22 protein-coding genes are annotated in these 24,638 nt (G+C 57.2%); 18 read left to right on the top strand and 4 right to left on the bottom strand.

Annotation, left to right across the window (positions count from 1 at the left end; translation table 11 throughout):
- Window positions 1-8 precede the first annotated feature (8 nt).
- A complete protein-coding gene (locus G411_RS20270; RefSeq protein ID WP_245542378.1) occupies window positions 9-1,409 on the bottom strand; it encodes a chloride channel protein in 1,401 nt (466 codons plus the stop codon).
- A 148-nt stretch (window positions 1,410-1,557) separates the two neighbouring features.
- Here G411_RS20270 and hemJ point away from each other — a divergent pair, with 148 nt between their 5' ends.
- The 6 genes from hemJ (at window position 1,558) to G411_RS20265 (ending at window position 7,369) form a co-directional block, all read left to right on the top strand.
- On the top strand, window positions 1,558-1,980 hold the full coding sequence (hemJ, locus tag G411_RS0111635) for a protoporphyrinogen oxidase HemJ (RefSeq protein ID WP_022959384.1): 423 nt from the start codon (window positions 1,558-1,560) through the stop codon (window positions 1,978-1,980).
- 82 nt (window positions 1,981-2,062) lie between these two features.
- Window positions 2,063-3,433 carry an alanine/glycine:cation symporter family protein gene (locus G411_RS0111630; protein WP_022959383.1) on the top strand — a complete coding sequence of 457 codons (1,371 nt, stop codon included), beginning with the start codon at window positions 2,063-2,065 and terminating at the stop codon, window positions 3,431-3,433.
- 64 nt (window positions 3,434-3,497) lie between these two features.
- A complete protein-coding gene (gene hemL / locus G411_RS0111625; RefSeq protein WP_022959382.1) occupies window positions 3,498-4,796 on the top strand; it encodes a glutamate-1-semialdehyde 2,1-aminomutase in 1,299 nt (432 codons plus the stop codon).
- Window positions 4,797-4,823: 27 nt separating this feature from the next.
- Window positions 4,824-5,834: a porphobilinogen synthase gene (gene hemB, locus G411_RS0111620; protein ID WP_022959381.1), complete on the top strand. Its 1,011-nt coding sequence runs from the start codon at window positions 4,824-4,826 to the stop codon at window positions 5,832-5,834.
- Window positions 5,835-5,908: 74 nt separating this feature from the next.
- Entirely contained in the window at window positions 5,909-6,643 is a 735-nt protein-coding gene (locus G411_RS0111615; RefSeq protein ID WP_022959380.1) for a TIGR04219 family outer membrane beta-barrel protein, read from the top strand.
- Between the two features lie 105 nt (window positions 6,644-6,748).
- Window positions 6,749-7,369 (top strand): hypothetical protein, encoded by a 621-nt coding sequence (locus G411_RS20265; RefSeq protein WP_022959379.1) that lies wholly within the window; start codon window positions 6,749-6,751, stop codon window positions 7,367-7,369.
- On the opposite strand, the gene G411_RS0111605 is transcribed toward G411_RS20265, so the two are convergent.
- Together G411_RS0111605 and G411_RS0111600 are read right to left on the bottom strand one after the other, a co-directional pair.
- Window positions 7,337-7,948, bottom strand: coding sequence for an NUDIX hydrolase (locus G411_RS0111605; protein WP_051151272.1), 612 nt, complete (start codon window positions 7,946-7,948; stop codon window positions 7,337-7,339). The two genes, G411_RS20265 and G411_RS0111605, sit on opposite strands and share 33 nt — an antisense overlap.
- A gap of 17 nt (window positions 7,949-7,965) precedes the next feature.
- Window positions 7,966-9,126: a pyridoxal phosphate-dependent aminotransferase gene (locus G411_RS0111600; RefSeq protein WP_022959377.1), complete on the bottom strand. Its 1,161-nt coding sequence runs from the start codon at window positions 9,124-9,126 to the stop codon at window positions 7,966-7,968.
- Window positions 9,127-9,318: 192 nt separating this feature from the next.
- On the opposite strand from G411_RS0111600, the gene dksA reads away from it, so the two are divergent.
- From dksA to acs, 12 genes are all read left to right on the top strand, one after another.
- A complete protein-coding gene (gene dksA, locus G411_RS0111595; RefSeq protein ID WP_022959376.1) occupies window positions 9,319-9,756 on the top strand; it encodes an RNA polymerase-binding protein DksA in 438 nt (145 codons plus the stop codon).
- Window positions 9,757-9,790: 34 nt separating this feature from the next.
- Window positions 9,791-10,663: a tRNA glutamyl-Q(34) synthetase GluQRS gene (gene gluQRS, locus G411_RS0111590; RefSeq protein ID WP_022959375.1), complete on the top strand. Its 873-nt coding sequence runs from the start codon at window positions 9,791-9,793 to the stop codon at window positions 10,661-10,663.
- A gap of 70 nt (window positions 10,664-10,733) precedes the next feature.
- Window positions 10,734-10,913 (top strand): hypothetical protein, encoded by a 180-nt coding sequence (locus G411_RS0111585; RefSeq protein ID WP_022959374.1) that lies wholly within the window; start codon window positions 10,734-10,736, stop codon window positions 10,911-10,913.
- Complete coding sequence (locus G411_RS0111580) at window positions 10,906-13,863, top strand: ATP-binding protein (RefSeq protein ID WP_022959373.1); 2,958 nt, start codon at window positions 10,906-10,908, stop codon at window positions 13,861-13,863. The genes G411_RS0111585 and G411_RS0111580 overlap by 8 nt, the downstream gene beginning before the upstream one ends.
- An 85-nt stretch (window positions 13,864-13,948) precedes the next feature.
- Window positions 13,949-15,373, top strand: coding sequence for a sigma-54-dependent transcriptional regulator (locus G411_RS0111575; RefSeq protein ID WP_022959372.1), 1,425 nt, complete (start codon window positions 13,949-13,951; stop codon window positions 15,371-15,373).
- Window positions 15,374-15,741: 368 nt separating this feature from the next.
- Window positions 15,742-17,115: a polynucleotide adenylyltransferase PcnB gene (gene pcnB, locus G411_RS20260; RefSeq protein ID WP_037508484.1), complete on the top strand. Its 1,374-nt coding sequence runs from the start codon at window positions 15,742-15,744 to the stop codon at window positions 17,113-17,115.
- Window positions 17,112-17,615, top strand: a complete 504-nt coding sequence (gene folK / locus G411_RS0111565; protein ID WP_022959370.1) for a 2-amino-4-hydroxy-6-hydroxymethyldihydropteridine diphosphokinase — start codon at window positions 17,112-17,114, stop codon at window positions 17,613-17,615. Before pcnB ends, folK begins: the two co-directional genes overlap by 4 nt.
- Complete coding sequence (locus tag G411_RS0111560) at window positions 17,605-18,270, top strand: deoxynucleoside kinase (RefSeq protein ID WP_022959369.1); 666 nt, start codon at window positions 17,605-17,607, stop codon at window positions 18,268-18,270. The genes folK and G411_RS0111560 overlap by 11 nt, the downstream gene beginning before the upstream one ends.
- An 18-nt stretch (window positions 18,271-18,288) precedes the next feature.
- Window positions 18,289-19,080: a 3-methyl-2-oxobutanoate hydroxymethyltransferase gene (gene panB, locus G411_RS0111555; protein ID WP_022959368.1), complete on the top strand. Its 792-nt coding sequence runs from the start codon at window positions 18,289-18,291 to the stop codon at window positions 19,078-19,080.
- Window positions 19,081-19,348: 268 nt separating this feature from the next.
- Complete coding sequence (panC, locus tag G411_RS0111550; protein WP_028968369.1) at window positions 19,349-20,233, top strand: pantoate--beta-alanine ligase; 885 nt, start codon at window positions 19,349-19,351, stop codon at window positions 20,231-20,233.
- 39 nt (window positions 20,234-20,272) lie between these two features.
- Complete coding sequence (gene panD, locus G411_RS0111545; RefSeq protein WP_022959366.1) at window positions 20,273-20,653, top strand: aspartate 1-decarboxylase; 381 nt, start codon at window positions 20,273-20,275, stop codon at window positions 20,651-20,653.
- A gap of 177 nt (window positions 20,654-20,830) precedes the next feature.
- Entirely contained in the window at window positions 20,831-22,768 is a 1,938-nt protein-coding gene (gene acs / locus G411_RS0111540) for an acetate--CoA ligase (protein ID WP_022959365.1), read from the top strand.
- A gap of 62 nt (window positions 22,769-22,830) precedes the next feature.
- Here the strand turns inward: acs and G411_RS0111535 are convergent, their stop codons facing one another.
- Complete coding sequence (locus G411_RS0111535; RefSeq protein WP_022959364.1) at window positions 22,831-24,624, bottom strand: acyl-CoA dehydrogenase C-terminal domain-containing protein; 1,794 nt, start codon at window positions 24,622-24,624, stop codon at window positions 22,831-22,833.
- Between the last annotated feature and the right edge of the window lie 14 nt (window positions 24,625-24,638).

Below are 24,638 nucleotides of genomic sequence, written 5' to 3'. Positions count from 1 at the left end.
GCGACCTCCTATGACTTGTTTGTGGGCAATGAGTCAGCGTCCTCGCTGTCATTGCGCTTCTCTTTCAACAGATGTTCCCAGCTTCGCACCAGGTCTTTCGCCAGCACATGATAGACCGGCTCGGGCATCACCAATTTGGAAACCACTGTCGCCGCCAACGCACTCACCATCAGTACCGGTAGTATATCGTGATTGTTCCCGGTTAACTCCAGCACGATAACAAATGCGGTGATAGGCCTCTGTACCACACCGGCAAAATAACTGGCCATCCCCACCAGAATTAGAGATACCGGCGGCACAGAGGGAAACAGCGAACTCATCGACGCCCCAAACTCGGCGCCTGCCGCCAGGCTTGGCGAAAAAATACCACCGGGAATACCACTGAAATACGTGATCATGGTGGCAATAACGCGACCGAATGCGGTCCACCAACTGCCTTCTGCCTCCATAGCCAACAGGGCTTTTGCCTCGACATAACCGCTGCCCATGGTCGCGCCATCTGAGAGCAGCCCCATCACCGCCAGCAACAAGCCAATCACCATGGCGACGACCAGAGGCTGCTTCAGCACCAGCGGCCCGACTGCCCGACTGCCCTCCACTAGGAAGAAACTGAACAAGCCACCCAACAAACCGCAGATCAGACTGACCACGATAATAAACGGATAATCCTGAAGCGGCAGCGCCGTAATATCGGGTACGCCAAAGTAGCTGTAGTGGCCAGCAAACATCAGCACCACGATCCCCGACAGGATAATTGCCATAATCAGCGTGCCGGTGGTCCGCGCCTCCATGGACTGTTGCAGCTCTTCAATGGCAAAGACGATCCCGGCCAACGGCGCATTAAAAGCTGCCGACACCCCCGCCGCCCCTCCCGCAACAATCAAGCTGCTTTCAATTTGCTTTTGCTTGAGTCGCGCCCAGCACCCAAAGCGGTACATCAACGCCGCTCCGACATGAACACTCGGCCCCTCCCGCCCCACCGTCGCGCCAACAAGCAGCGCTGCGCAAGTAAGCAGCACCTTCAATGTGGCTACCGGCAAAGACAAAAATGGACCGCGCAACCAGTGATAACTCTGCTTGTGGACCAACAGCACCTGCGGAATACCGCTGCCCCTAGATGCCTTGCCCATGCGGTTCATCAACCAGACAATGGCCATCATGCCGAGCGGGGTGATCACCAAAAAGGCATAGGGATATTGCTGATGTGCGTGTTCAAATAGACTGAAACTCTCTTCCGACAGCCAGGCAAAACCCTGAATAACCAGACCGACAGTCAGCGCACCCAACCAAAATACCGCTCGGGTTTTCCAATCCTCCAGGGTCCCTAATTGGCGGCGGGTATGTCGGCGATTCAACAGCCACCACAGGCGCAAGCGGCGGCGCATTGATCCAGTGTGGCGGTATTTCATAACGGCAAAGCCCGAGAAGAATCGAGGAGTCTGAAGACGGTGGCCCGACGTACATGATGTACTGGGCCATCCCAGTTAGATGCCAACTATTGTATGCTAAACCCTCGCGTCTACCCAATACACCTGGCTTAACGGAAGTACCTCACCCATGCTCTGGCTCAAGGCTTTTCACATCATTGCCGTCGTTTGCTGGTTCGCCGCCCTGTTCTATCTTCCTCGACTGTTCGTCTATCACGCGATGTCTGAAGACACCGCAAGCAGAGAACGCTTCAAAATCATGGAGCGTAAACTCGCCAGAGGTATCGCAACGCCCTCCGCTATTGCCACCGTTCTGCTCGGCGGCTGGCTATTCACATTGAATCCCGACTATTACCTATCCGCCGGTTGGTTCCATGCCAAGATGAGCCTTATCGCAGCGCTGATTGTGTACCACGTGATATGCCTTCGCATGGTCAAGCAATTTGCCAACGACGCAAACACCCGGGGGCACGTCTTCTATCGCTGGTTTAACGAAGCTCCCGTGCTCGTTCTGGTAGGCGTCGTTATCCTGGCAGTCGTCAAACCTTTCTGAACTCTTACATTCGACCAAAACCACAAAGAGGCAAGCCCTATCGTTAATCACGCTCCCCATTCTGCGGTCAAAGGCATTTACCATGACGGCCATTGAGAATCTGGCGAATCAATTTGCCAACACAATGTGGGGAACACCGATGCTGCTCTTGCTGGTGGGCGGCGGACTGTTTCTGACCCTTTACTCACGGCTGCAATGTTTCCGGTTTTTACCGCATGCCATCGCGATTCTTCGCGGCAGGTATGACGACCCTCAAGCACCCGGCCAAATCAACCACGCGCAAGCGCTATCGACCGCCTTATCCGGCACACTGGGCCTGGGCAATATCGCAGGCGTTGCGATTGCTATCAGCACCGGTGGCCCCGGCGCCATTTTCTGGATGTGGGTAACAGCAATTGTCGGCGTCTCAACCAAATTCTACACTGCATCATTGGCCGTGATGTTCCGAGGCCGAGACGACAATGGCTTGCTGCGGGGCGGCCCCATGTACGTTATCCGCGAGGGCCTCGGGAGAAAGTGGCAACCACTGGCAGTGATATTTGCGATAGCCGGCATGTTGGGAACACTGCCGCTATTTCAAGCCAACCAGCTACTCAGCCTGCTGGAAACAGCTATCACCGCAGGCAATCCCCTCAGCGTTCAACAGTCCACATTCCTGCGGCTCACCAGCAGCGTCGTGCTCGCTGTGCTGGTTGCACTCGTCGTCGCGGGCAAAATAACCCGCATAGGCGCACTCACCGTTCGCCTTGTCCCCAGCATGGTCGCTCTCTACTTGGGGGTCACGGTTATCGCCATTGCTGAACACGCTGACCGACTGCCCGGAATATTCGCACTTATTTTATCCGATGCGTTTTCCGGCAACGCCATCGCCGGAGGCACACTCGGAAGCATGATCATGATCGGCGTCAGGCGCGGCGCCTTCTCCAACGAGGCGGGCATCGGCACAGAATCGATGGCACATGGCGAAGCGAAAACCCATGAACCTGTTCGGGAGGGGCTCGTTGCGATGGTTGGCCCGCTCATTGACACCTTACTGGTCTGCACCTGCACGGCACTGCTGATTCTATTGACCGGGGTATGGCAGCAGGCAGAGGGCATTACCGGGGTCAATATGACCGCTGCCGCGATGGCGACGCTCTTCCCAAGTACCGGTCAAGGGCTGCTCCTTATAATGGTGGCATTACTGAGTTTCAGTACGATGGTATCTTTCTGGTTCTACGGCGCCAAATGTGCAGATTTTCTATTCGGCAGTGACAAGCAGCGCTACTACACGATCTTTTATATCAGCCTTATCGTGGTTGGCAGCCTGGCGTCGCTGAACGTAATCAATGCTTTTTTAATCGGCGTATATGCCGTCATGGCCTTTCCAACCATGATCTCTACGCTTGCGCTCGCGCCACGGGTCAACGCGGCAGCCAGAGACTATTTTAAGCGCCTGCGCCAAAACCGCTGACAACGGGATGGCCTGTCGGCGCCAATGCCGAGATAATAGGCGACAGACAGATTTAGGAGTTCTCATGTCAACGACTCAAACCTCGTTAAACGACACGCTTTTCCAGGCGGCCCAGCAGCACATTCCAGGCGGGGTAAACAGCCCGGTTCGCGCCTTCAAAGCCGTCGGCGGTACCCCCCGGTTTATTGATCGCGCGGAAGGCGCCTATATTTTCGATGTCGACGGCAAGCGCTACATCGACTATGTGCTGTCCTGGGGCCCTATGCTGCTGGGACACGCCTATGCTCCAGTGGTGAACGCAGTAACCGAGCAGATTAAGAAAGGGCTGAGTTTTGGCGCTCCGACGGAGATCGAAACCCGGCTAGCCGACAAACTCTGCGATATCGTGCCCGGTATGGACATGGTACGCATGGTCAACTCCGGTACCGAAGCCACGATGAGTGCGATTCGCCTCGCCCGGGGCGCGACAGGTCGAGACAAAATCATCAAGTTCGAGGGCTGCTACCACGGCCACTCAGACTCCCTGCTAATCAAAGCTGGCTCCGGTGCTCTGACTTTCGGCGTGCCCAGCTCCCCCGGCGTGCCTGCCGCACTGGCGGAACATACCGTCACACTCAGCTATAACGACATTGACGGTGTAAAAGCGGCCTTCGAACAGTTCGGTAACGAGGTGGCCTGTGTCATTGTTGAGCCCGTCGCGGGCAACATGAACTGCGTCCCGCCGCTCCCAGGCTTCCTCGAATGCCTGCGCCAGTGCTGCGACGACTACCAAAGTGTCCTGATTATTGACGAGGTCATGACCGGCTTCCGCCTCGGCCTGACCGGAGCACAAGGCCACTATGGCGTGACTGCCGACATTACCTGTCTGGGCAAAGTCATTGGCGGAGGCATGCCGGTCGCCGCCTTTGGCGGTCGCCGGGATATTATGGAACAGCTGGCGCCCAGCGGTCCGGTCTATCAAGCCGGCACACTGTCGGGAAACCCGGCGGCGATGGCAGCGGGCCTGGCAATGATCGACGCAATTTCTCAACCCGGCTTTTACGAGCAACCCTTTGCCCGCACTCAACAACTGATTGACGGTCTGCACGAGCGGGCTGCCGCCGCCAATATTCCGCTCAGCAGCAATCATGTGGGCACCATGTTCGGCATCTTCTTTACGGACGAAGCGAAAATCACCAATTATCAACAGGTAATGGCCTGCAATACCGAGCGCTTCAATCGCTTCTTCCACGGTATGCTCGATGGCGGCGTGTATCTTGCCCCGGCCTCTTACGAAGCCGGCTTCCTGTCAGCCGCGCACACGGAAGCCGATATCCAGCAGACCCTGGATGTAGCCGAGCAGGTTTTCGCCAACCTCGACTGATCAGACATTCGCACAGGATTCAAAAACATGAGCATTTCACTTCACCGCGGCCCCTTCCCCGGCACACGCATGCGGCGCCTGCGCGCCAACGACTTCAGTCGCCGTCTCAGCCGCGAGAACAGCCTCAGCGTCAATGACCTGATCTATCCGATGTTTGTTCATGAAGGAGAGAACACCAGGGAAAAGGTTGCCTCCATGCCCGGCGTCGAGCGCCTGAGCATCGACCTGCTGGCGAAAGAAGCAAAAGAACTCGCCGAGCTTGGCATCCCCGCCATCGCCCTGTTCCCCGTTGTCGGCGACAACGGGAAATCGCTGATGGCAGAAGAAGCCTACAACCCAGACGGTCTGGCACAGCGCGCGATCAAGGCCATTAAAGACGCCGCCCCGGAGATTGGCGTTATTACCGATGTGGCTCTCGATCCCTACACCACCCACGGGCAGGACGGCATCATCGATGACAAGGGCTATGTACTGAACGACGTCACCAAAGACGTGCTCTGCAAGCAGGCCCTCGCACAGGCCGATGCGGGCGCCGATGTTGTCGCCCCGTCCGACATGATGGATGGTCGCATTGGCGCGATTCGCGAGGTGCTGGAACAGGCCGGCCATGTGAACACCTGCATCCTCAGCTATGCGGCCAAATATGCATCGAGCTATTACGGCCCGTTCCGCGACGCAGTGGGTTCTTCAGGCAATCTCGGCAGTGGTAACAAATACAGCTACCAGATGGACCCCGGTAACAGCGACGAAGCCTTACATGAATGCGCCTTAGATCTCGCCGAGGGCGCCGACATGATCATGGTCAAACCCGGCATGCCCTATCTCGACGTGATCCGCCGCGTAAAAGATGAACTGGCTGTGCCGACCTATGCGTATCAAGTCAGCGGCGAATACGCCATGCACTGCGCTGCCTTTGAAAATGGCTGGCTGAGCCGCGAAGCGGTGATCCTGGAGTCTCTGCTGTCGTTCAAGCGTGCGGGCGCCGATGGCATTTTGACCTATTTTGCGAAAGAAGCGGCAATATTACTCAAGCGATGACCTTTACCCTGTCACAGTGAAGACTTATTGTTCAGACAGAATCACGACAAAATGACTTCACGGGGGAGAACAACATGAAAAAACAACTTCTGGCGATGGCCGTATTGGCTGGCGCGGCCAGCGTCACCCAGGCTGATATCATCGGCGCTTCAGCAGGTGCCTACTACTGGAAGCAAAGCTGGGACGGCGATGTGCAATCCGGCCCCGACTCCATCGACACCAAGAAAGACCTGGGCTACGACGAAGACAACGGCACCAGCATTTACGTTGCGCTTGAGCACCCGGTCCCGGTGCTGCCAAATATCCGCCTGCAGCGTACCGACATCGAGATTTCTGAGAAAAATCAGCTGGCACGTAACTTCACCTTCGAAGGTGACACCTACACCATTGCCGACACCGTCGATTCAACTACCGACCTGACCCATACCGACGCCACCTTCTACTACGAGCTGCTCGACAACTGGGTCAACCTGGACATCGGCCTGACCGTGCGTATGTTTGACGGCGAAGTTCGCCTAGCCAGCAGCACCAGCGAAGGTAGCATCGAGCTCGATGCGCCTGTTCCCATGCTCTACGCCAATGCGCGCTTTAACCTGCCGCTGACCGGCCTGTATGCTCAAGCAGTCGGCAACGTCATCAGCGTCAGCGATAACAGCGTGACCGATCTGGCCGTCGGCATCGGCTACGAAGTGGCCGTTGTATCACTGGAAGCCGGTTATCGCAGCTTCGACGTGTCACTGGAAGACGACGATGAAGAAGCTGGCATCACCGTTGACGGCGTCTACTTCGGCATTAACATCGATATTTAATTGATGTCCGGGCGGCCCGAGCCAGAGGCTCGGCGCTGCCCAAGAACTTGAATCCCCACCCCGCGCACCGTACATTGACATCACCGTTTTCGCCTAGATGTCACCATGCGCCTACTCGCTTTTCTCTCGTTTTTCAGTCTCAGTCTTCCCGCTGCAGCGGCCTGTAACTGTCTCTGGCAGGGCCCCTTTGCCGAGGTGTATGCCGACAGCGACCTGCTGGCGCAAGTCAGCGTGGTCAGCCAGCAGGGAAATAGCGCAGACTTACAGATCGACACACTGATCGCGGGCAAGGAGTACCAGCCCCAGATCCGACTGTGGGGGGACACTGGTGAACTCTGCCGCCCGGAAATCAGCGACTTCCCCGTTGGCAGCCAGTGGATTGTCGCCTTGCAGCGCATTGATGAGGTTCCCGACGACGGCTTCAATCCCTTCAAGCCAAATATCAGTTATGGAAGAAAGGGAGACTACTCACTGTCGAGCTGCGGGGTCTATTGGCTACCGGTCAAAGGCGGGCGGGTATCCGGCAATATTCTCAGCGCAACGCGCTGGCAGTACCTCGACCCCAAAAAAACGCCCGTTATTCTGTCGCTCTTCATGGACTGGCTGAACGGTGAAGCAGACGATCAAACGCTGGCGGAAGCGGTGCGCCCACAGTCACAATCACGACAACTGCTGAACAACACCAAAATGTTTTTATGGCAGCTTGAGCGGGACGAGGCCCAATAACTCATCAAGCATCGCCAGCGACATGCCCCAAATACGTCGCCCACCATAGAAATAGCAAGGCAAATCCAACGCCAAACGCCCGCGCCGCCACTCCATACGCTCTCGGTTTGAGTGGTCAGCAATAAAACTCAGCGGCACCCACAGGGCTTCCGCCACTTCATCATGCTTTGGCTCGGGCGTTACCGGCGTGTGCAAATGGAAAACATAGGGCGAGACCACCATTGGGCGCTTTCCGGAATGAGGCCGACTGACCAGGTCGGAAAGACGACCAATACAGTGCCCGGCCTTCTCGACATCAATGTTCAATTCTTCCAGAGTCTCGCGGTAGGCGGTGCGAATGCCGGTAAGATCGTCGGCATCCATACGCCCTCCGGGGAAAGCCATATGCCCTGACCAAGGATCACCGTCCCTCTCGGCTCGCTTGATCATCAGCACCTCGAGCTGGTCATCGCGCTCACGCAGCACCAGCGCCACCGCTGAGCGCTTGACCCAACGTCGCCACCACCGGCGCTTCATCCGCGAGGACTTCAGCGCATCAACAAGTTCACCAAGCGTTATACGCGGCGCTGTATCGCTCAACTTACTTCCCACGTGCCCTAACCATATAATACCCGCAGACGCTCAACAGCCTTCTCCAACTGGGCCATACCGGTTGTATAGGCAAATCGCACATGCTGCTCTGCGCGATGGCGCCCGAAATCCGCCCCCGGTGTGATGGCAATGCCATGTTCCTCCAGCAACTCCAGGCAAAATTGCTGACTGTTGTTGGAGAACCTGTCGATCCCCGCATATAAATAGAACGCCCCGGCCGGGCAGTGCGGAATGGAGAAGCCCAGCTCACAGAGCGCGGGATAGAGGAAATCCCGGCGACGGGCAAACTCGTCCCGCCGCGCATTCAAAATAGCCCGGCACTCCGGCGTAAACGCTGCCAACGCGCCGTACTGAGACATGGTGGACATGGAAATAAAGAGGTTTTGCGCCAATTTCTCCAGATGCGGCACCGCCCACTCGGGCGCCACCAGCCAACCCAGCCGCCAGCCCGTCATACCGAAATATTTAGAGAAGCTGTTGATCACAAACGCCTCATCCGTCAGCGACAGAATACTCGGCGCGTCTTCACCAAAACTAAGACCGTGGTAAATTTCGTCGACAATCAGGTGACCCTGCCGCTGCTGGCATAAGTCAAACAATCCCTGCAACTGCGCGCGGCTGAGAATTTCGCCGCTGGGATTGGCGGGCGACGCCACCATTACGCCCTTGGTATTCGACTGCCAATGCGCCGCAGCAAGCTCGGCATCCAACTGATAGCGCTGCTCTGGCCCCACTGGTACCAACTGCCCCTCGCCTTCTACCAAGCGCAAGAAATGCCGATTACAGGGGTAACCGGGATCGGTCATCAACATGCCGTCACCGGGATTAATCAGCAGGCCAGCCAGCAACAGCAGTGCGCCGCTGGCACCAGGGGTGATCATGATTCGCGAGGGCGAAATATCCAGACCGTAATCACTGCGGTAGTAATCAGATAACGCCTGCCGCAGCTGGGGAATTCCCGCTGCCGGGCTGTACTGGGTTTCGCCGCGCTCAAGCGCCTGCTGAGCCGCGCGAATAATGGGCTCTGCGGTGCTGAAGTCCGGCTCGCCCGCCGCCATATGAATAATGTCTCGTCCCTGCTGCTCAAGCTGCTTGGCGCGGGTCAGCACCTCAACAACCCTGAAGGGCTCAATATCGGCAAGGCGCTCGGCAATGACTGGTGCCACTCTATGCATCCTCCAAACTGGCAAGCTGGCTAGTGTACCAGCGCCACTGCGGTACAGGCAGTCGTCCAAACACGTTTTTCTGTAGCGTCTACACTACTTATCTGGTAGTTTTGCCGGTTTGGCGGCACGCGGTTGGTGTCGCGCGCATCCGCAGTCTGCGGTAAACGGCTTGTTAATAAATGAGGGCCAAGCATGCCTGCAAAGGACACAGCACAAGAAAGCCTTAAAACCTTTACTCCCTACGTCCCCAAAAAGGGCGAGGAGTATATGAATGAGGCGCAAAAAGACCACTTCCGCAAGATTCTGTACAACTGGAAGTCCGAGTTGATGGAAGAGGTTGACCGCACCGTAACCCATATGAAGGACGAGGCTGCCAACTTTCCTGACCCGGCGGACCGCGCCACACAGGAAGAAGAGTTCAGCCTGGAGCTGCGCACCCGCGACCGCGAGCGCAAACTGATCAAGAAGATTGACGCCACGCTCGACCTGATCGACGAAGACGACTACGGCTTCTGCGAAACTTGCGGCGTTGAAATCGGCATTAAACGACTGGAAGCGCGCCCTACAGCGACCTTGTGCATCGACTGCAAAACACTGGACGAAATCAAAGAGCGCCAAGAGCGCGGTTGATTCACGGGCGGCGAAAGCCGCCCGCCTTCGTTACATGTCAGTCATTCCCAAGACCGACTATATTGGTCGCTTTGCTCCCTCTCCCACCGGCCCGTTGCATTTGGGCTCTCTGTGCACAGCGCTCGCCAGCTACCTCGACGCCCGCGCCCATCGCGGCCAATGGTTGCTGCGCATTGAAAACCTTGACCCCCCGCGGGAACAGGAAGGCGCCGACAAACTCATCATCGACGCCCTTCAGGCCCACGGTCTCCACTGGGACGGCGGCATTCTCTGGCAAAGCAATCGGCACGCTGCGTACGCCGATGCTCTGGAGCAGCTGCTGGACCAAGGAGATGCCTTTTATTGCAGTTGCTCCCGCGCGCAACTGGCTGAACATGACGGCATTCACCGCGGAGATTGTATTGCCGAACTGAACCCCAATGATGCCGCCGTGCGGTTACGGGCCAACAGCCGCCGCTACGACATACCCGACCGCCACCTGGGAGCCCAGCACTGCTGCCCAGCCGATGGCGGCGACGTTGTCCTGCGGCGCCGGGATGGCTTGTTCGCCTATCAACTCGCTGTTGTGGTGGATGACGCCTTTAGCGGCATTACCGACATCGTACGCGGCAGCGACCTGCTGGATTCAACCGCCTGGCAATGGCAACTGCAATCCTGCCTAGACTTTCCTCACCCACGCTATCTGCACTTGCCACTGCTGGTTGACACCCAGGGCGACAAGCTCAGCAAGCGCAGCTATGCCCCCGCTCTGGACAACGATCAGGCAGAACAAAACCTGCGGCTCGCGCTCCGCTACCTCGGCCAGCCGGCTCCGCCCGACCAAACCTCGCTGGACGCCCTGCTGCGCTGGAGTACAGAGCACTGGCAAGTCGAGCAACTCCCCAAGGCGGCGATTATCGCCGACTGACGCAGCAGCCTTTGCAGTTTGGGCAGGCCGCAGTGATAATTCCCTCACCGATTACCGCAAAGCCCTGATCATGCGCCTGTTATCACCACCACTATTACTGCTGCTCTGCTTCTTACTCGTCTTTATGCCAACGCTGAACCATTGGCTGTACGAAAGTGGCAACGCCTGGTACCGCCTGCACCTGCTATGGCTGGCGGTAATCGTATTCGTATTCATTAACCAGCACCGGAGTCGCAAGCGGGATGTTTGATGTCAATGTGCTGCTGCTCGCGGCCCTGGCTTACCTGCTGGCGCTATTTGCCATCGCTTACGCCGGAGAGCGCGGCCTGTTGCCACGCAGCCTGACGCAACACCCCATAGTCTATGTGCTCTCCCTTGGCGTGTACGCCAGCGCTTTCGCCTTCTATGGCGTTACCGGTCTCGCCCAAAGCTATGGACTGGGCTATCTCAATTACTATCTCGGCCTGTCGGCAGCCCTGTTCTTGCTGCCAGTCATCATTGCGCCGCTGCACCACATCTGCAAAACCTATCAACTCAACTCCCTGGCCGACCTGCTGAGCTTCCGCTTTCGCAGCCAGTGGGTCGGCTCACTCACAACCGCCTTCTGCAGTATTGCGATGTGGCCACTGCTCGCGATGCAGATCCAAACGGTGTCAGATGCCATCGCCATGCTTACCCCTGAAAACGGGCAGAACAGCATGCGTCCTGTTTCTGCGCTGCTTTTCTGCCTCATTATCAGCCTGTTCACCATTCTGTTTGGCTCCCGCAACCTGTCGTCGCGAGATACCCACCGCGGCCTCGTTACAGCATTGGCCTTTGAGTCACTGATCAAGCTGATTGCTTTTCTGGTATTGGGGGCGGCTGCCGTACTGGGCATTTTCGGCGGATGGGATGATATGCAGAACTGGCTGAACACGCAGGGCGGCGTCATTCAGCAGCTACAACAAAGCAGCAAAGACGACTACTCCCGCATGATGCTGGTACTGTTCTTTGCCGCCGCACTGTGCATGCCGCACGTGTTCCATATGCTGTTTGCTGAAAACCCCAGCCGCAAGAAACTGTTTACCGCGAGCTGGGGGCTGCCGCTGTACCTGCTGCTGCTCAGTCTGCCGGTATTACCCATGTTGTGGGCCAGCCAGGCGATCGGCAACGACGGCAGTGGCGACTACGCCGCCCTCGCGCTGCTTCAGCATTTCGACGACCCAGCTCTGTCTTTACTGGTGTTTATCGGCGGGATTTCAGCCGCCAGTGGCGCCATCATTGTGGCCACACTGGCCATTGCCTCCATGAGCCTCAACCATATCGTCCTGCCGCTTCACAGCCCCCGCCGCAAAGACATCGACATCTATAGCTGGCTACTCTGGACCCGCAAAATCCTGATTTTCGCGACCATTTTATTGGGCTACCTGCTTTATATCCTGATCCCCGAGCGTCACACCCTCAGCGCACTGGCGGTCATTGCGGTTGCCGGCTGCGCGCAGTTCCTGCCGGGGCTATTGGCCGTCATGTACTGGCCTGATGCCAATCGCAAAGGCTTCATCGGCGGATTGCTCGCTGGCTTTGCGCTGTGGGTATGCGGGCTACTCGCTCCCGCACTGGGCATTGATACCCCGGCATTCATCCTTGCGCTGCCGGGCGTGGAAGGCTCTCAAAGTGAGCGCTGGCTCGCGATCTCTACACTGTCCCTCGGTGCCAATATGCTGGTGCTGATCGTCGTATCACTGCTCACCGAAACCTCGAAAGAAGAAAGGAGCACCGCCGAAGCCTGTGCACTGGACGACCTGAACCGCCCGGGACGACAAGCACTCAACTTAAGTAGCGCGCGAGAAATGCGCAGCCGTTTGGCAGAAATATTGGGCCGCGCTGCCGCCGATAAAGAGTTCAACCGCGCACTGACCGAACTGCAGCTTGATGACGACGAAACCCGACCCTATGCACTGCGACGCATCCGCGATCGCATTGAGGTCAACCTGTCCGCCCTGCTCGGCCCGTCGATTGCTCGCCGGGTAATCGACCGCAGTCTGCCCTACGCGGCCAGCCTGATGGGCGAAGGCGAAGATATTAACTACATCGAAGACCGACTGGAGCACTACCAGACTCACTTGACTGGCCTGGCCGCCGACCTCGACGGCCTGCGCCGCTATCACCGCCAGACCCTGGAGAATCTTCCTACCGGTGTCTGCGCATTGGCCAGCGACCGGGAAATTCTGCTGTGGAATAAAAGCATGACGGCCATTACCGGCATTCCCGGCAGCGCCATCATCGGCTCAAGTACAGACGGCCTCCCCCCCATGTGGCGCCGCCTTCTCGATGACTTTATCCGCAGCGAGGATGAGCACTGGAGCAAAGCGGGCATTGAATTGGAAGCCCAGCATCACTGGCTCAACCTGCACAAAACCGCCTCCCAGATGCCCGGCCGCGATGAGCTGATTATCGTCGTGGAAGACATCACCGAAACCCAACTACTGGAGAAGGAACTGGCACACCAGGAACGCTTGGCCTCAATCGGCCGTCTGGCTGCCGGCGTGGCCCACGAAATCGGCAATCCAGTTACCGGCATTGCCAGCCTTGCACAAAACCTGCGCTACGAGACTGACGACCCGTTCCTGCTGGAGAGCGCCGAGCAGATTGTTAAACAGACTCAGCGCATTACCAGCATTGTGCAAAGCTTGGTCAACTTCGCACATAGCGGGCGGGAAGAACCAACACGCGCCAAAGAGGCCGTTTGTATAAAACAGTGTATTGATGAAGCCATTGCCCTGTTGCAGCTAGACCGCGAAGCCGACCAAGTGATCTTCCTCAACCACAGTCCCGCCGAGCTATTCGTCGCGGGCGACCAGCAGCGACTGATGCAGGTATTTATCAACCTGCTGACCAACGCCCGCGACGCCAGCCCACCGGGCGCCAGCATTCGCATCGAAGGTGCGCCAATCGATGAGCAACGCGCTCACATTCGGGTAATAGACCAGGGCAGCGGCATTGACCAAAACCTGATTGAACAAATCTTCGAGCCGTTTTTTACCACCAAGGAACCCGGCAAGGGAACCGGCCTGGGATTGGCGCTGGTCTACCGTATTATCGACGACCTGGGTGGTGATATCAGCGTTGAAAGCCCGGTCGACGTAGGCCCACACCCCGGCAGCTGTTTCCATATCCACCTGCCGCTCGCCTGCCAGATCGGCACCGGGCAGCAGCACTGAGTCCCCACACGCTGTATGGAATTATCGCGCCGGACGCGTTATGTTGTTCGGCTGTATAGCTGGCCTGAAACTGAGGGAGTTCCCAATGCCCCGCATTCTGATCGTTGAAGATGAAGACGTTATCCGTATGGCGCTGCGGCGCCTGCTGGAGCGCAACGATTACGAAGTGGATGAAGCGGGCTCCGTGCAGGAAGCGGTTGAGCAGTTCGATCTTGACAGCTACCAGCTGCTAATCAGCGACCTGAGACTCCCCGGCGCGCCTGGTACAGAGCTAATCAGCCAAACTGAGAGCCCTGTACTGATTATGACCAGCTATGCCAGTCTGAAGTCAGCGGTTGACTCGATGAAAAAGGGCGCGATTGACTACATCGCGAAACCTTTCGACCACGATGAGATGATTGATACCGTCGCACGAATTATCAGCGACACCGAAAGCGGACCGGCCACAAGCACGGCAAAGCGCGCTGGCAATAACGCCAGCAGCATGGGCATGATCGGCAACTGCAAACCTATGCAGAAGCTCTATGAGCACATTCGCCGTGTCGCTCCGACCGACACCACCGTGCTGGTTCACGGCGAAACCGGCACCGGTAAAGAACTGGTCGCCCGCGCCATCCACAGTCAGAGCAAGCGCGCCAGTAAAGCGATTGTGTGCGTGAACTGCGCAGCGATCCCAGAGACCCTGATCGAATCCGAGTTGTTCGGCTACGAGAAAGGCGCCTTCACCGGCGCTAACGCCAACCGCATCGGCCTGATAGAAGCCGCCGATGGCGGAACACTGTTTCTGGACGAAATCGGCGAATTGCCCCTGGAAGCCCAGGCCCGCCTGCTGCGCTTTATTCAAGAAGACGAAATCCGCCGTATCGGCGCGGTGGAATCCAGCAAGGTGGATGTACGGCTGATCTGCGCCACCCACCGTGACCTTAAAGAGATGGCCCACAACGGCCGCTTTCGGGAAGACCTCTACTACCGTATCAACGTCATGAAACTCGAGCTGCCCCCGCTGCGCGAGCGCGGCAAGGACATTCTTGAGATTGCAGAGACCCTGCTGAAGCAACGCTGCGAGGCCCTTGGTCGCCCGTTGCTTAAGTTCAGTCCCAAGGCGATCCAAGCGATTACCACCTATGTGTGGCCGGGCAACATCCGCGAGCTGGAAAACGCCGTCGAGCGCGCCGTTATCCTCTGCGAAGGCGAGGAGATCGATAATGAGCTGTTGGATATCGACCTCGAGCTGGTCGATATCAGCCAGATTCGCGGCCGCAAACCGGAGCGAAGCCGCAGCAGCGCGGTAGAGCGAAAAGAGAACCGCGCCAGCCGTGTGCGCAGCTCCGACCCGATTGAAGATCTCTCGCTGGAGGACTATTTCCAGCGCTTTGTACTTGAGCACCAGGACAGCATGAGCGAAACAGAACTGGCCCAGAAACTTGGGGTCAGCCGCAAGTGCCTGTGGGAACGCCGTCAGCGACTGGGCATCCCCCGGAAAAAAAGCGCGCGCTCAGGAAACAACTGACACAGCCGTTACCGGGACCCAGCCAACGTAACAACTTGCGTTTAGTACGGTAACAAAGCCCTGTAAAAGCACCGACACACAGAACCCCAAAAAACAGCTAAGCTACTGAAAAACATAAAAATACCAAAGTTGGCACGCAGAATGCTTTTATAGCGATCAAAGAAGAATAAAAACCAAAAATAAAAATAACAAAACGCGAACAATAACAATAATAGACGAAGCAAAGAGACCTGGGTGGGGAAGACATTGTTTTCCCCTTCTTCATTTTAGGGCTCTGAAAAAACCCCACCTCCTCCACCCCCCAGCAGCTTGTGCTAGAATGCCCGCTTTGCCGATCAGGCCAAATCAGGACCAACGAGCGCAATACCGTGTCAGGACTCTGGAAAAAACTCACCAGCAAGTTAGGTCGCTCCAATCAGGCTCCTCACGGACCCACGGTGATTCCCCGCGATGAGCACTGTGTTTCCCGCCGCCTGATCAGCGACAGTGCCCTTAAAGTCATTCACCGCCTCAACCAGGCCGACCATGAAGCCTATCTCGTCGGCGGCGGAGTCAGAGACCTGTTACTGGGCGGCGAGCCCAAGGACTTCGACGTTGCGACCGACGCCACCCCCGAGGAAGTTCGAGCGCTGTTCCGCAACAGCCGCATTATCGGTCGGCGTTTCCGTATTGTTCACGTGCGCTTCGGACGCGAAGTCATCGAAGTGACGACTTTCCGAGGCAATCACGACGCCCCCCAGACAAACAGCAAGGCCAAAGCCAAGCACTCTGCACGCAACGAGTCCGGCATGCTGCTGCGCGACAACGTTTACGGCAGCATGGATGAAGACGCACTGCGGCGCGACCTCAGTATCAATGCGCTGTACTACTCGAGCCGGGATTTTGCCGTCTATGATTTTGTCGGCGGGCTGGACGATCTGAACAATCGGCTGGTTCGCATTATTGGCGACCCGGAAACCCGCTATCGAGAAGATCCCGTGCGCATGCTGCGCGTGGTGAGATTTGCCGCCAAGCTGGACTTCGATATCGAGGCAAACACCGAGGCACCGCTCACCAAACTCGCTCCTCTCCTCGAAGACATTGCGGCGGCGCGGATGTTCGATGAAGTGCTGAAGCTGTTTATGAATGGTCGCGCACTGCAAACCTATGCATTAATGCAGCGCTATGGGCTCTTTGCGCCACTGTTTCCGGCAACCCAGCGACTGCTGGACACGCAGTCGCCGGCGACGACAGAACTGATTCATCAGGGGCTGGCCAATACCGACGCCCGCATTCAGGAAGGCAAACCCGTCACCCCCGCCTTCCTGTACGCCATCCTGCTGTGGCCGGTTGTGAAACAATTGCATCAAGAGCTACTGGATGACGGCGTGCCCCCCATTCCTGCTCTGCATCAGGCGGCAGAGCGCTGCCTTCACAAACAACAGCAACGCGTTGCAATTCCCAAGCGCTTCTCACTCCCGATGCGCGACATCTGGGAGCTCCAGCTGCGCTTCGAAAAGCAGTCAGGCAAACGTGCAGCCCAGCTGGTTGAGAATCGCTATTTCCGAGCCGGTTATGACTTTCTACTACTTCGGGAACAGGCCGGCGAAGTGGAAGGCCAGCTAAGTCAATGGTGGCAGGCGTTTTATGAGGCCCAACCCGACACCCGGCAAGGCATGCAGCAGCATGCGCAGGACGACAGCGATCGCGAGCGTCGTCCGCGTCCACGCCGCCGTCGACGCAGACCCCGTAAAGACACATGATACGCAGTTATATTGCCTTAGGCAGTAATCAGGGAGCACCTCTGGCGCAGATTTACGGCGCACTGAATGCCCTGAAGCGCCTGCCGGGGAGTCGGCTGACCGCATACTCCCGCCTCTATGGCAGCCGGGCCATCGGCCCTGGGCAGCAAGATTCCTACATCAATGCTGTGGCAGCAATCGACACAGCACTGAGCCCCGATGAACTGCTTACCGCACTTCAGGCGATCGAGGCCCAGCACGGGCGACAGCGGGACATACGCTGGGGACCGCGAACTCTGGACCTGGACATACTCAGCTACGGCGACCGGGAGATTAACAACGAACGCCTGAATATCCCGCACCCGCGCGCAGGAGAGCGGCGCTTCGTCCTGCTGCCGCTGGCAGAGCTGGACGCGGCGTTGGCCGCAACACTGTGCCAGAGCGCGGAACACCTGCTACCACCCGGCGATGATGATCTTTGGCTAATAGAAGATAGCGAGCAGAACCGACATGCTGAATGAGCCGCTATTCAAATCGGCGAACCCGCCGCGCTATATTGCGATAGAGGGGCCGATCGGGGTTGGCAAGACAACCCTGATGCAGCGCCTGTCGGCATCACTGGAATACTCTCCAGTACCGGAGGGCGCTGAAGAAAATCCTTTCCTCGAACGGTTTTACGACAACCGTCGTCACGGCGCGCTGGCCGCGCAGCTGTTTTTCCTGTTCCAACGCAGCCAGCAGCTTGGCGAACTGCATCAGAACGAACTATTCGGGCAGGGATACATCGCTGACTATCTGTTCCAGAAGGACCCGCTGTTCGCCCGCCTGACGCTGGACAACAATGAGCTGGAACTGTATCAGAAGGTCTATCAGCAGATCGCTGTGGACGTTCCGACCCCGGATCTGGTGATATACCTGCAAGCACCAGCCAAGGTATTGAAGGAGCGAGTCCAGCAACGAGGCATTGCCTTTGAGCGCAACATCGACCTTCGCTATCTGGAACAGGTTAACGAAGCCTACAGCGAGTTCTTTTTCGACTACCAGGCGTCTCCACTGCTGATCGTTAACGCTGAAGAGATCGATTTCGCCCACAATGACCGCGACTATCAGCAATTACTCGACTACTTGCTGGAAATTCGCAGCGGACGCCATTATTTTAACCCGACTTTTTTCTGAGTCTCCGCGAGGCCAAGCATGAGCAAGACCAGTATCCCAAGCCTGATACAGAAAAAGCAGCAGGGCGAGAAATTCGCCGTTGTCACCTGCTATGACGCCAGTTTTGCGCAACTGGTCGAGAACGCGGGCATCGAAGCCATTCTGGTTGGCGATTCGCTGGGCATGGTACTTCAGGGGCACGACTCTACTCTGCCGGTCAGCGTTGACGACATGGTCTATCATACCGCGAGCGTAGCCAGGGGTTGCCGCGCGCCACTGATCATCAGCGATCTGCCGTTTGGGAGTTACCACAGCCAGCAGCAATGCCTGGACAACGCCAGCACGCTGATGCGCGCCGGTGCACAGCTCGTGAAACTGGAAGGCGGCGCCTGGCTTACCGACAGCATCGAGCTGCTTAGCCGGGCCGGCATCCCTGTCTGTGGCCACCTCGGCTTAACGCCCCAGTCGGTCAATGTGCTCGGCGGCTACCGCGTGCAAGGCCGAAACGACGACCAGGCCAAGCACATTCTCGATGACGCCCTGGCACTGGAAGCCGCAGGCGCCGCTATGCTGGTACTCGAATGCGTCCCGCAGACACTGGCGGCCGAGATCACCCAGGCACTCCGTATTCCGGTTATCGGCATTGGCGCCGGACCGCAGACAGACGCTCAAGTACTGGTACTCCACGACCTGCTTGGCATCACAGCCAAGACCGCCCGCTTTGTACGCAACTTCGCCGATGGCAGCAGCAGCATTGAAGATGCCCTGTGCCGCTACCGCAACGCCGTCCTTGATGGCAGCTTCCCAGCAGCTGAGCACTGCTTTGACTAAGGCACAAAATCGTCGGAAACTGTTACCCTGAGAAACAAAAATTCGGGGTAACAAATCCATGAATTTTTTGTTACCAAGGCATTGAACGGCCATAATGATTGGGGCATACTTGCCCGCCACCGTGAAACTGGTCAGTTTATAACCAGTGTAATCAGCGAAAACACGCGCTCGGTGGAACAGGTCGCCAGCCCGCGGAATGCGCGGACTGACTTCACAGCAAACTGCCTCTGCCTACATTGCAGAGATCGAGATTGGGAAGTTAGGTGGTATGAAAACATACAGCTCAGCCGCAGCGCTCCGAACCGCCATTCACAGCGCGCGCCGCGCCGGTAAAACTGTTGCCTTCGTTCCCACTATGGGGAATCTGCACGAGGGTCATATCTCTTTGGTTCGCAGGGCCTCCCGCGAAGCCGATATTGTGGTGGTCAGCATTTTTGTGAATCCACTGCAATTTTCCGCCAGCGAGGACCTCAGCACCTACCCGCGCACCTTGGCGGCCGACAAGGAAAAGCTGTTCGCCGAAGGCGTCCAGTTTTTGTTCCTGCCCACGGTAGAAGAGATCTATCCCGAGGGCATGGACCAGCACAGCAAGGTTTCAGTTCCCGTCGTATCAGAAGGACACTGCGGAGCCAATCGACCCGGGCATTTCACCGGCGTATCAACGATTGTGACCAAGCTGTTCAATATTGTGCAGCCCGACACTGCCGTATTTGGTGAGAAAGACTTTCAACAACTCAGCGTCATCCGCAAGATGGTCAGCGACCTGTGCATGCCCATCAATATTATTGGTGTGGCAACGGCGCGCGCTGAAGATGGCCTGGCGCTGAGCTCACGCAACGGTTACCTCAGCGACATACAACGCCAGCAGGCGCCGGAACTCCACCGGGTATTGCAGGAACTGCGCGAAGCCATTGCCTGTGGCTACGACAGCTATGTTGAGCTGGAGAGTCATGCTCGCCTTGCACTGCTTGAAGCGGGCTTTGAACCGGATTACGTGAATATTTGCGACGCTCGCAGCCTCGCTGAAGTTCGCCCCGAAACGGAAGAAGTTGTTATACTAGCCGCCGCCAAGTTGGGCTCGACTCGGCTTATCGACAACGTCACCCTGACCCTGAATCCCAGTACTGACTGGGGCATGCTGGCCGCCAACTAAACTAGCCGCCAGTCAGACTGAAGAGAAAGGAACAGCGTTATGCAGTCCGTTATGCTGAAAGCCAAACTCCACAAAGCGCGCGTGACCCACGCCGTCTTGGATTATGAGGGTTCCTGCGCCATCGATGGCAAACTGCTCGACATGGCAGGCATCCGCGAGTTTGAGCAAATCCAGATATACAATGTCACCAATGGCAATCGCTTCACCACTTACGCGATTCGCGGTGAGGAAAACACTGGCATCATTTCTATCAATGGTGCTGCCGCGCACAAAGCCGGTGTTGATGACACAATCATCATTTGCGCTTATGCCAGCTACACTGAAGCGGAGCTGATTAATTTCAAGCCCCGCCTGATTTACATGAATCCAGACAATAGCGTCAGCCACTCAAGCAACGCGATTCCCATTCAGGTCGCCTGATTCCCATAAAGCCGCCCCCTCCGAGGCGGCTTTTTTATTTCCCCCCTACCCCCTCCGCAGCGCTTCGACTTTAGTCTAGTTGGGCTTCAATGCCCCTGCAGCAGGGAGTATCCTCTGTTACATACCCGCGCCGCCTCGACGCGCTGCCGCCATAATAATTGTAACGAAGGATGCATCATGACGACGTTTACCCCGCACCCCGTACCGGAAGAATTCGCGCGCAATGCCCACATCAACCGCGAGCGCTACGATGAAATGTATGAGCGTTCCATCAATGACGCCGATGCATTCTGGTCAGAGCAGGCTGAAGAGTTTCTCACCTGGGACGCCCCCTGGAACAGCGTCTGCGAGTACGACTTCCCCAAGGGCGAAGCCCGTTGGTTTGATGGCGGCAAACTCAATGTCAGCGCCAACTGCATAGATCGACATCTAGCCACCCGCGCAGACCAGACGGCAATCATCTGGGAGGGCGACGACCCTGCCGACAGCCGCCACATCACATACGCCGAACTGCACAGCGAAGTCTGCAAACTGGCGAATGTGCTGAAAGACCGCGGCGTATCCGCAGGTGACCGAGTTTGCATTTACATGCCGATGATCCCGGAAGCGGCGTATGCCATGCTCGCCTGCACCCGCATCGGGGCCGTTCACTCCATCGTGTTCGGTGGCTTCTCGCCCGAGGCGCTGAAAGACCGCATTCAAAATGCCGAGTGCAAAGCCCTGATTACCGCCGACGAGGGCGTGCGCGGCGGCCGCAAGGTTCCGCTGAAAGAAAATGCGGACAAAGCACTTAAAGACTGCCCCAGCGTCGACACCTGTATTGTCGTCAAACGCACTGGCGGCAAGGTAAACTGGGAAGAAGGCCGCGACGTCTGTTACACAGAAGCCACTGCCGCCGCCAGCGCTGACTGCCCGGCGGTTCCCATGGATAGTGAAGCTCCTCTGTTTATTCTTTATACCTCTGGCTCCACCGGCAAACCCAAAGGCGTACTCCACACAACAGCGGGCTACCTGCTGCAATCGGCAATGACCTTCAAGTATGTCTTCGACTATAAAGATGGTGAGATTTACTGGTGTACCGCTGACATTGGCTGGGTAACCGGTCACAGCTACATGGTCTACGGACCGCTCGCAAACGGCGCTACCACTCTGCTGTTTGAAGGCGTTCCCACCTACCCCGATGCCTCACGCGCTTGGCAGGTGGTCGATAAGCACGACGTGAATATTTTCTATACCGCGCCGACGGCCATTCGCGCCCTTATGGGTGAAGGTGATGAATATGTCGACCGCTGTTCGCGCAGCAGTCTTCGCCTGTTAGGTACCGTGGGTGAACCCATCAACCCGGAAGCCTGGGAGTGGTACTACCGAGTAGTCGGCGACAAACGCTGCCCCATTGTCGACACCTGGTGGCAAACCGAAACCGGCGCCCATATGCTCACGCCCCTGCCGGGCGCGATCCCGATGAAGCCCGGCTCGGCTACCAAACCCTTCTTTGGCGTGGAACCCGCTCTACTCGATAACGACGGTCACGAAATTGAGGGGCCCGGTGAAGGCCTGCTGGTTATCAAACGCTCTTGGCCCAGCCAGATTCGAAGCGTATACGGCGATCACCAACGCATGATCGACACCTATTTCAGCACGCATCCCGGCTACTACTTCACGGGGGATGGCGCGCGCCGCGATGCTGACGGCGATTACTGGATTACCGGTCGCGTCGACGACGTACTGAATATTTCCGGCCACCGCATGGGCACCGCTGAAGTGGAAAGTGCACTGGTATTACACGAGAAGGTTGCTGAAGCGGCGGTGGTTGGCTACCCCCACGACGTTAAAGGGCAGGGCATCTACGCCTATGTCACATTGATGCACGACGAAGTCGGCGACGAATCGCTGATCAAGGAGTTGACCGCACTCTGTGTTCAGGAAATTGGCCCTATCGCCAAACCCGATGTCATTCAGTGGGCCCCTGGCCTGCCGAAAACCCGCTCCGGCAAAATCATGCGTCGCATCCTGCGCAAGATCGCCTCGAATGAGCTGGAGAACCTCGGCGACACCTCAACACTGGCAGACCCAGCGGTCGTCGACGAACTGATTGAACACCGGCACAACAAATAGTCACTCATAAAAAACGGAGCCGAAAGGCTCCGTTTTTGTTCACGAACATTCCGCGATCTGATTCAGTACGCCAGCTCGTCCTCAGCAACGTCCATCAAAGCGTCTGCACCGGCCAGCATTGCCTGCTTGTGACTGGCAGTTCTCGGCAGCAGCCGCTGGAAGTAGAAGCGTGCCGTTTTGATTTTCCCTCTATATAGCGGGTCGTCGTTACCATCGGCCAACTGACGCTGGGCAACTTCCGCCATCTGCGCCCAGATGTAAGCAAAAGCGATGTAGCCGGAGTACATCAGATAATCCACCGATGCCGCGCCAACCTCATCGGCGTTATTCATGGCTTTTTCACCCACAGCCATTGTCACTTCGCCCCACTCTTTGTTCAGCACAGCCAGCGGCTCAACAAACTCCGCCATCGCGGCATTCTCTTTGTGGGCTTCACAGTATTTGTGAATCAGCTTGGTAAAGTTGCGCAGCACCGCGCCGCCGCTTCCCATCACTTTCCGGCCCAACAGGTCCAGCGATTGAATTCCGGTCGTCCCTTCATATACCGTGGAAATACGGTTATCGCGGGCAATCCGCTCCATACCGTGCTCCCAGATATAGCCGTGGCCACCGAACACCTGCATTCCGAGATACGTCACTTCCTGAGCCGTTTCCGTGCAGAAGGCCTTGGCGATTGGCGTCAGCAGCTCAAGCAACTGCGTTGCGCTTTCCTGCTGCTCTTCACTGCCGTGGCGAGTCAAGTCCACTTGCTGCGCCAGCCAGTAAATAAACGCCCTCTGGCCTTCAATAAAGGCTTTTTGAGTCAGTAGCATACGGCGAACATCCGGATGCACCAGAATCGGATCGGCGAGGCCATCCGGGTTCTTCGGACCGGTGAGAGAACGCATTTGCAGGCGCTCACGGGCATAGTCCATCGCCCCCTGATAGGCGACCTCCCCCATCGCCAGCCCCTGCAAAGCCGTACCCAGTCGTGCAGCGTTCATCAACTTGAACATGATTTCCAAGCCGCGATTCTCCTCACCGAGCAGTACCGCACGCGCGCCATCGTAATTCATCACACAGGTTGCAGAAGCCTTGAGCCCCATCTTCTTCTCGATAGCGCCACAACTGATATTGTTGAAATCCCCCATCGAACCGTCTTCATTCACCCAGTATTTGGGTGCGATAAACAGCGAGATACCCTTAGTCCCCTCCGGCGCTCCGTCCACTCTCGCCAAAATGGCGTGAATAATATTGTCGGTCATGTCCTGCTCACCGCCGGAGATAAATATCTTGGTGCCCTGCAGGGTGTAGGTGCCATCGTCGTTGCGGGTCGCTTTCGTGCGCAGCAGACCAACATCCGAACCACAGTGGGCCTCGGTCAGGCACATGGTGCCCGCCCATTCTCCACTGAGCAGCTTGGGCAAATAACGCTGTTTCTGCTCCTCTGTACCGCCATTCAGCAAGCACGTCACCGGCGCCAGCGCCAAACCGCCATACATGCTGAACGCCCAGCTCGGCGAACCGACCATTTCGCCGATCACCGTACCAATTGACGACGGCAAGCCCTGACCGCCTTCTTCCACTGGAATACTCAGCGACTGCCAGCCACCCTCACCCCACTGACGGAAGGCTTCCTTAAAGCCGTCCGGTGTAGTGACCTTGCCGCCGTCAAACTTACAACCCTGTTCATCGCCATTGGCCGCTATCGGGCCGACGACGTTCTCGGCAAACTTGGCGCCCTCACCAATCACCGCATCGACGACGTCCATATCCGGCCGCTCACAACCTTGCAGCGAAGCATAGTGTTGTTCGCTGTTCAGAAACTCTTTCAGAACGAAATTAATATCGCGCAGGGGCGCTTTATAGTCGGCCATGGCAAACCTCAACT

Source organism: Spongiibacter tropicus DSM 19543 (genome assembly GCF_000420325.1).
GTDB lineage: Bacteria > Pseudomonadota > Gammaproteobacteria > Pseudomonadales > Spongiibacteraceae > Spongiibacter > Spongiibacter tropicus.
This window is presented reverse-complemented; position numbering and strand designations above follow the sequence as displayed.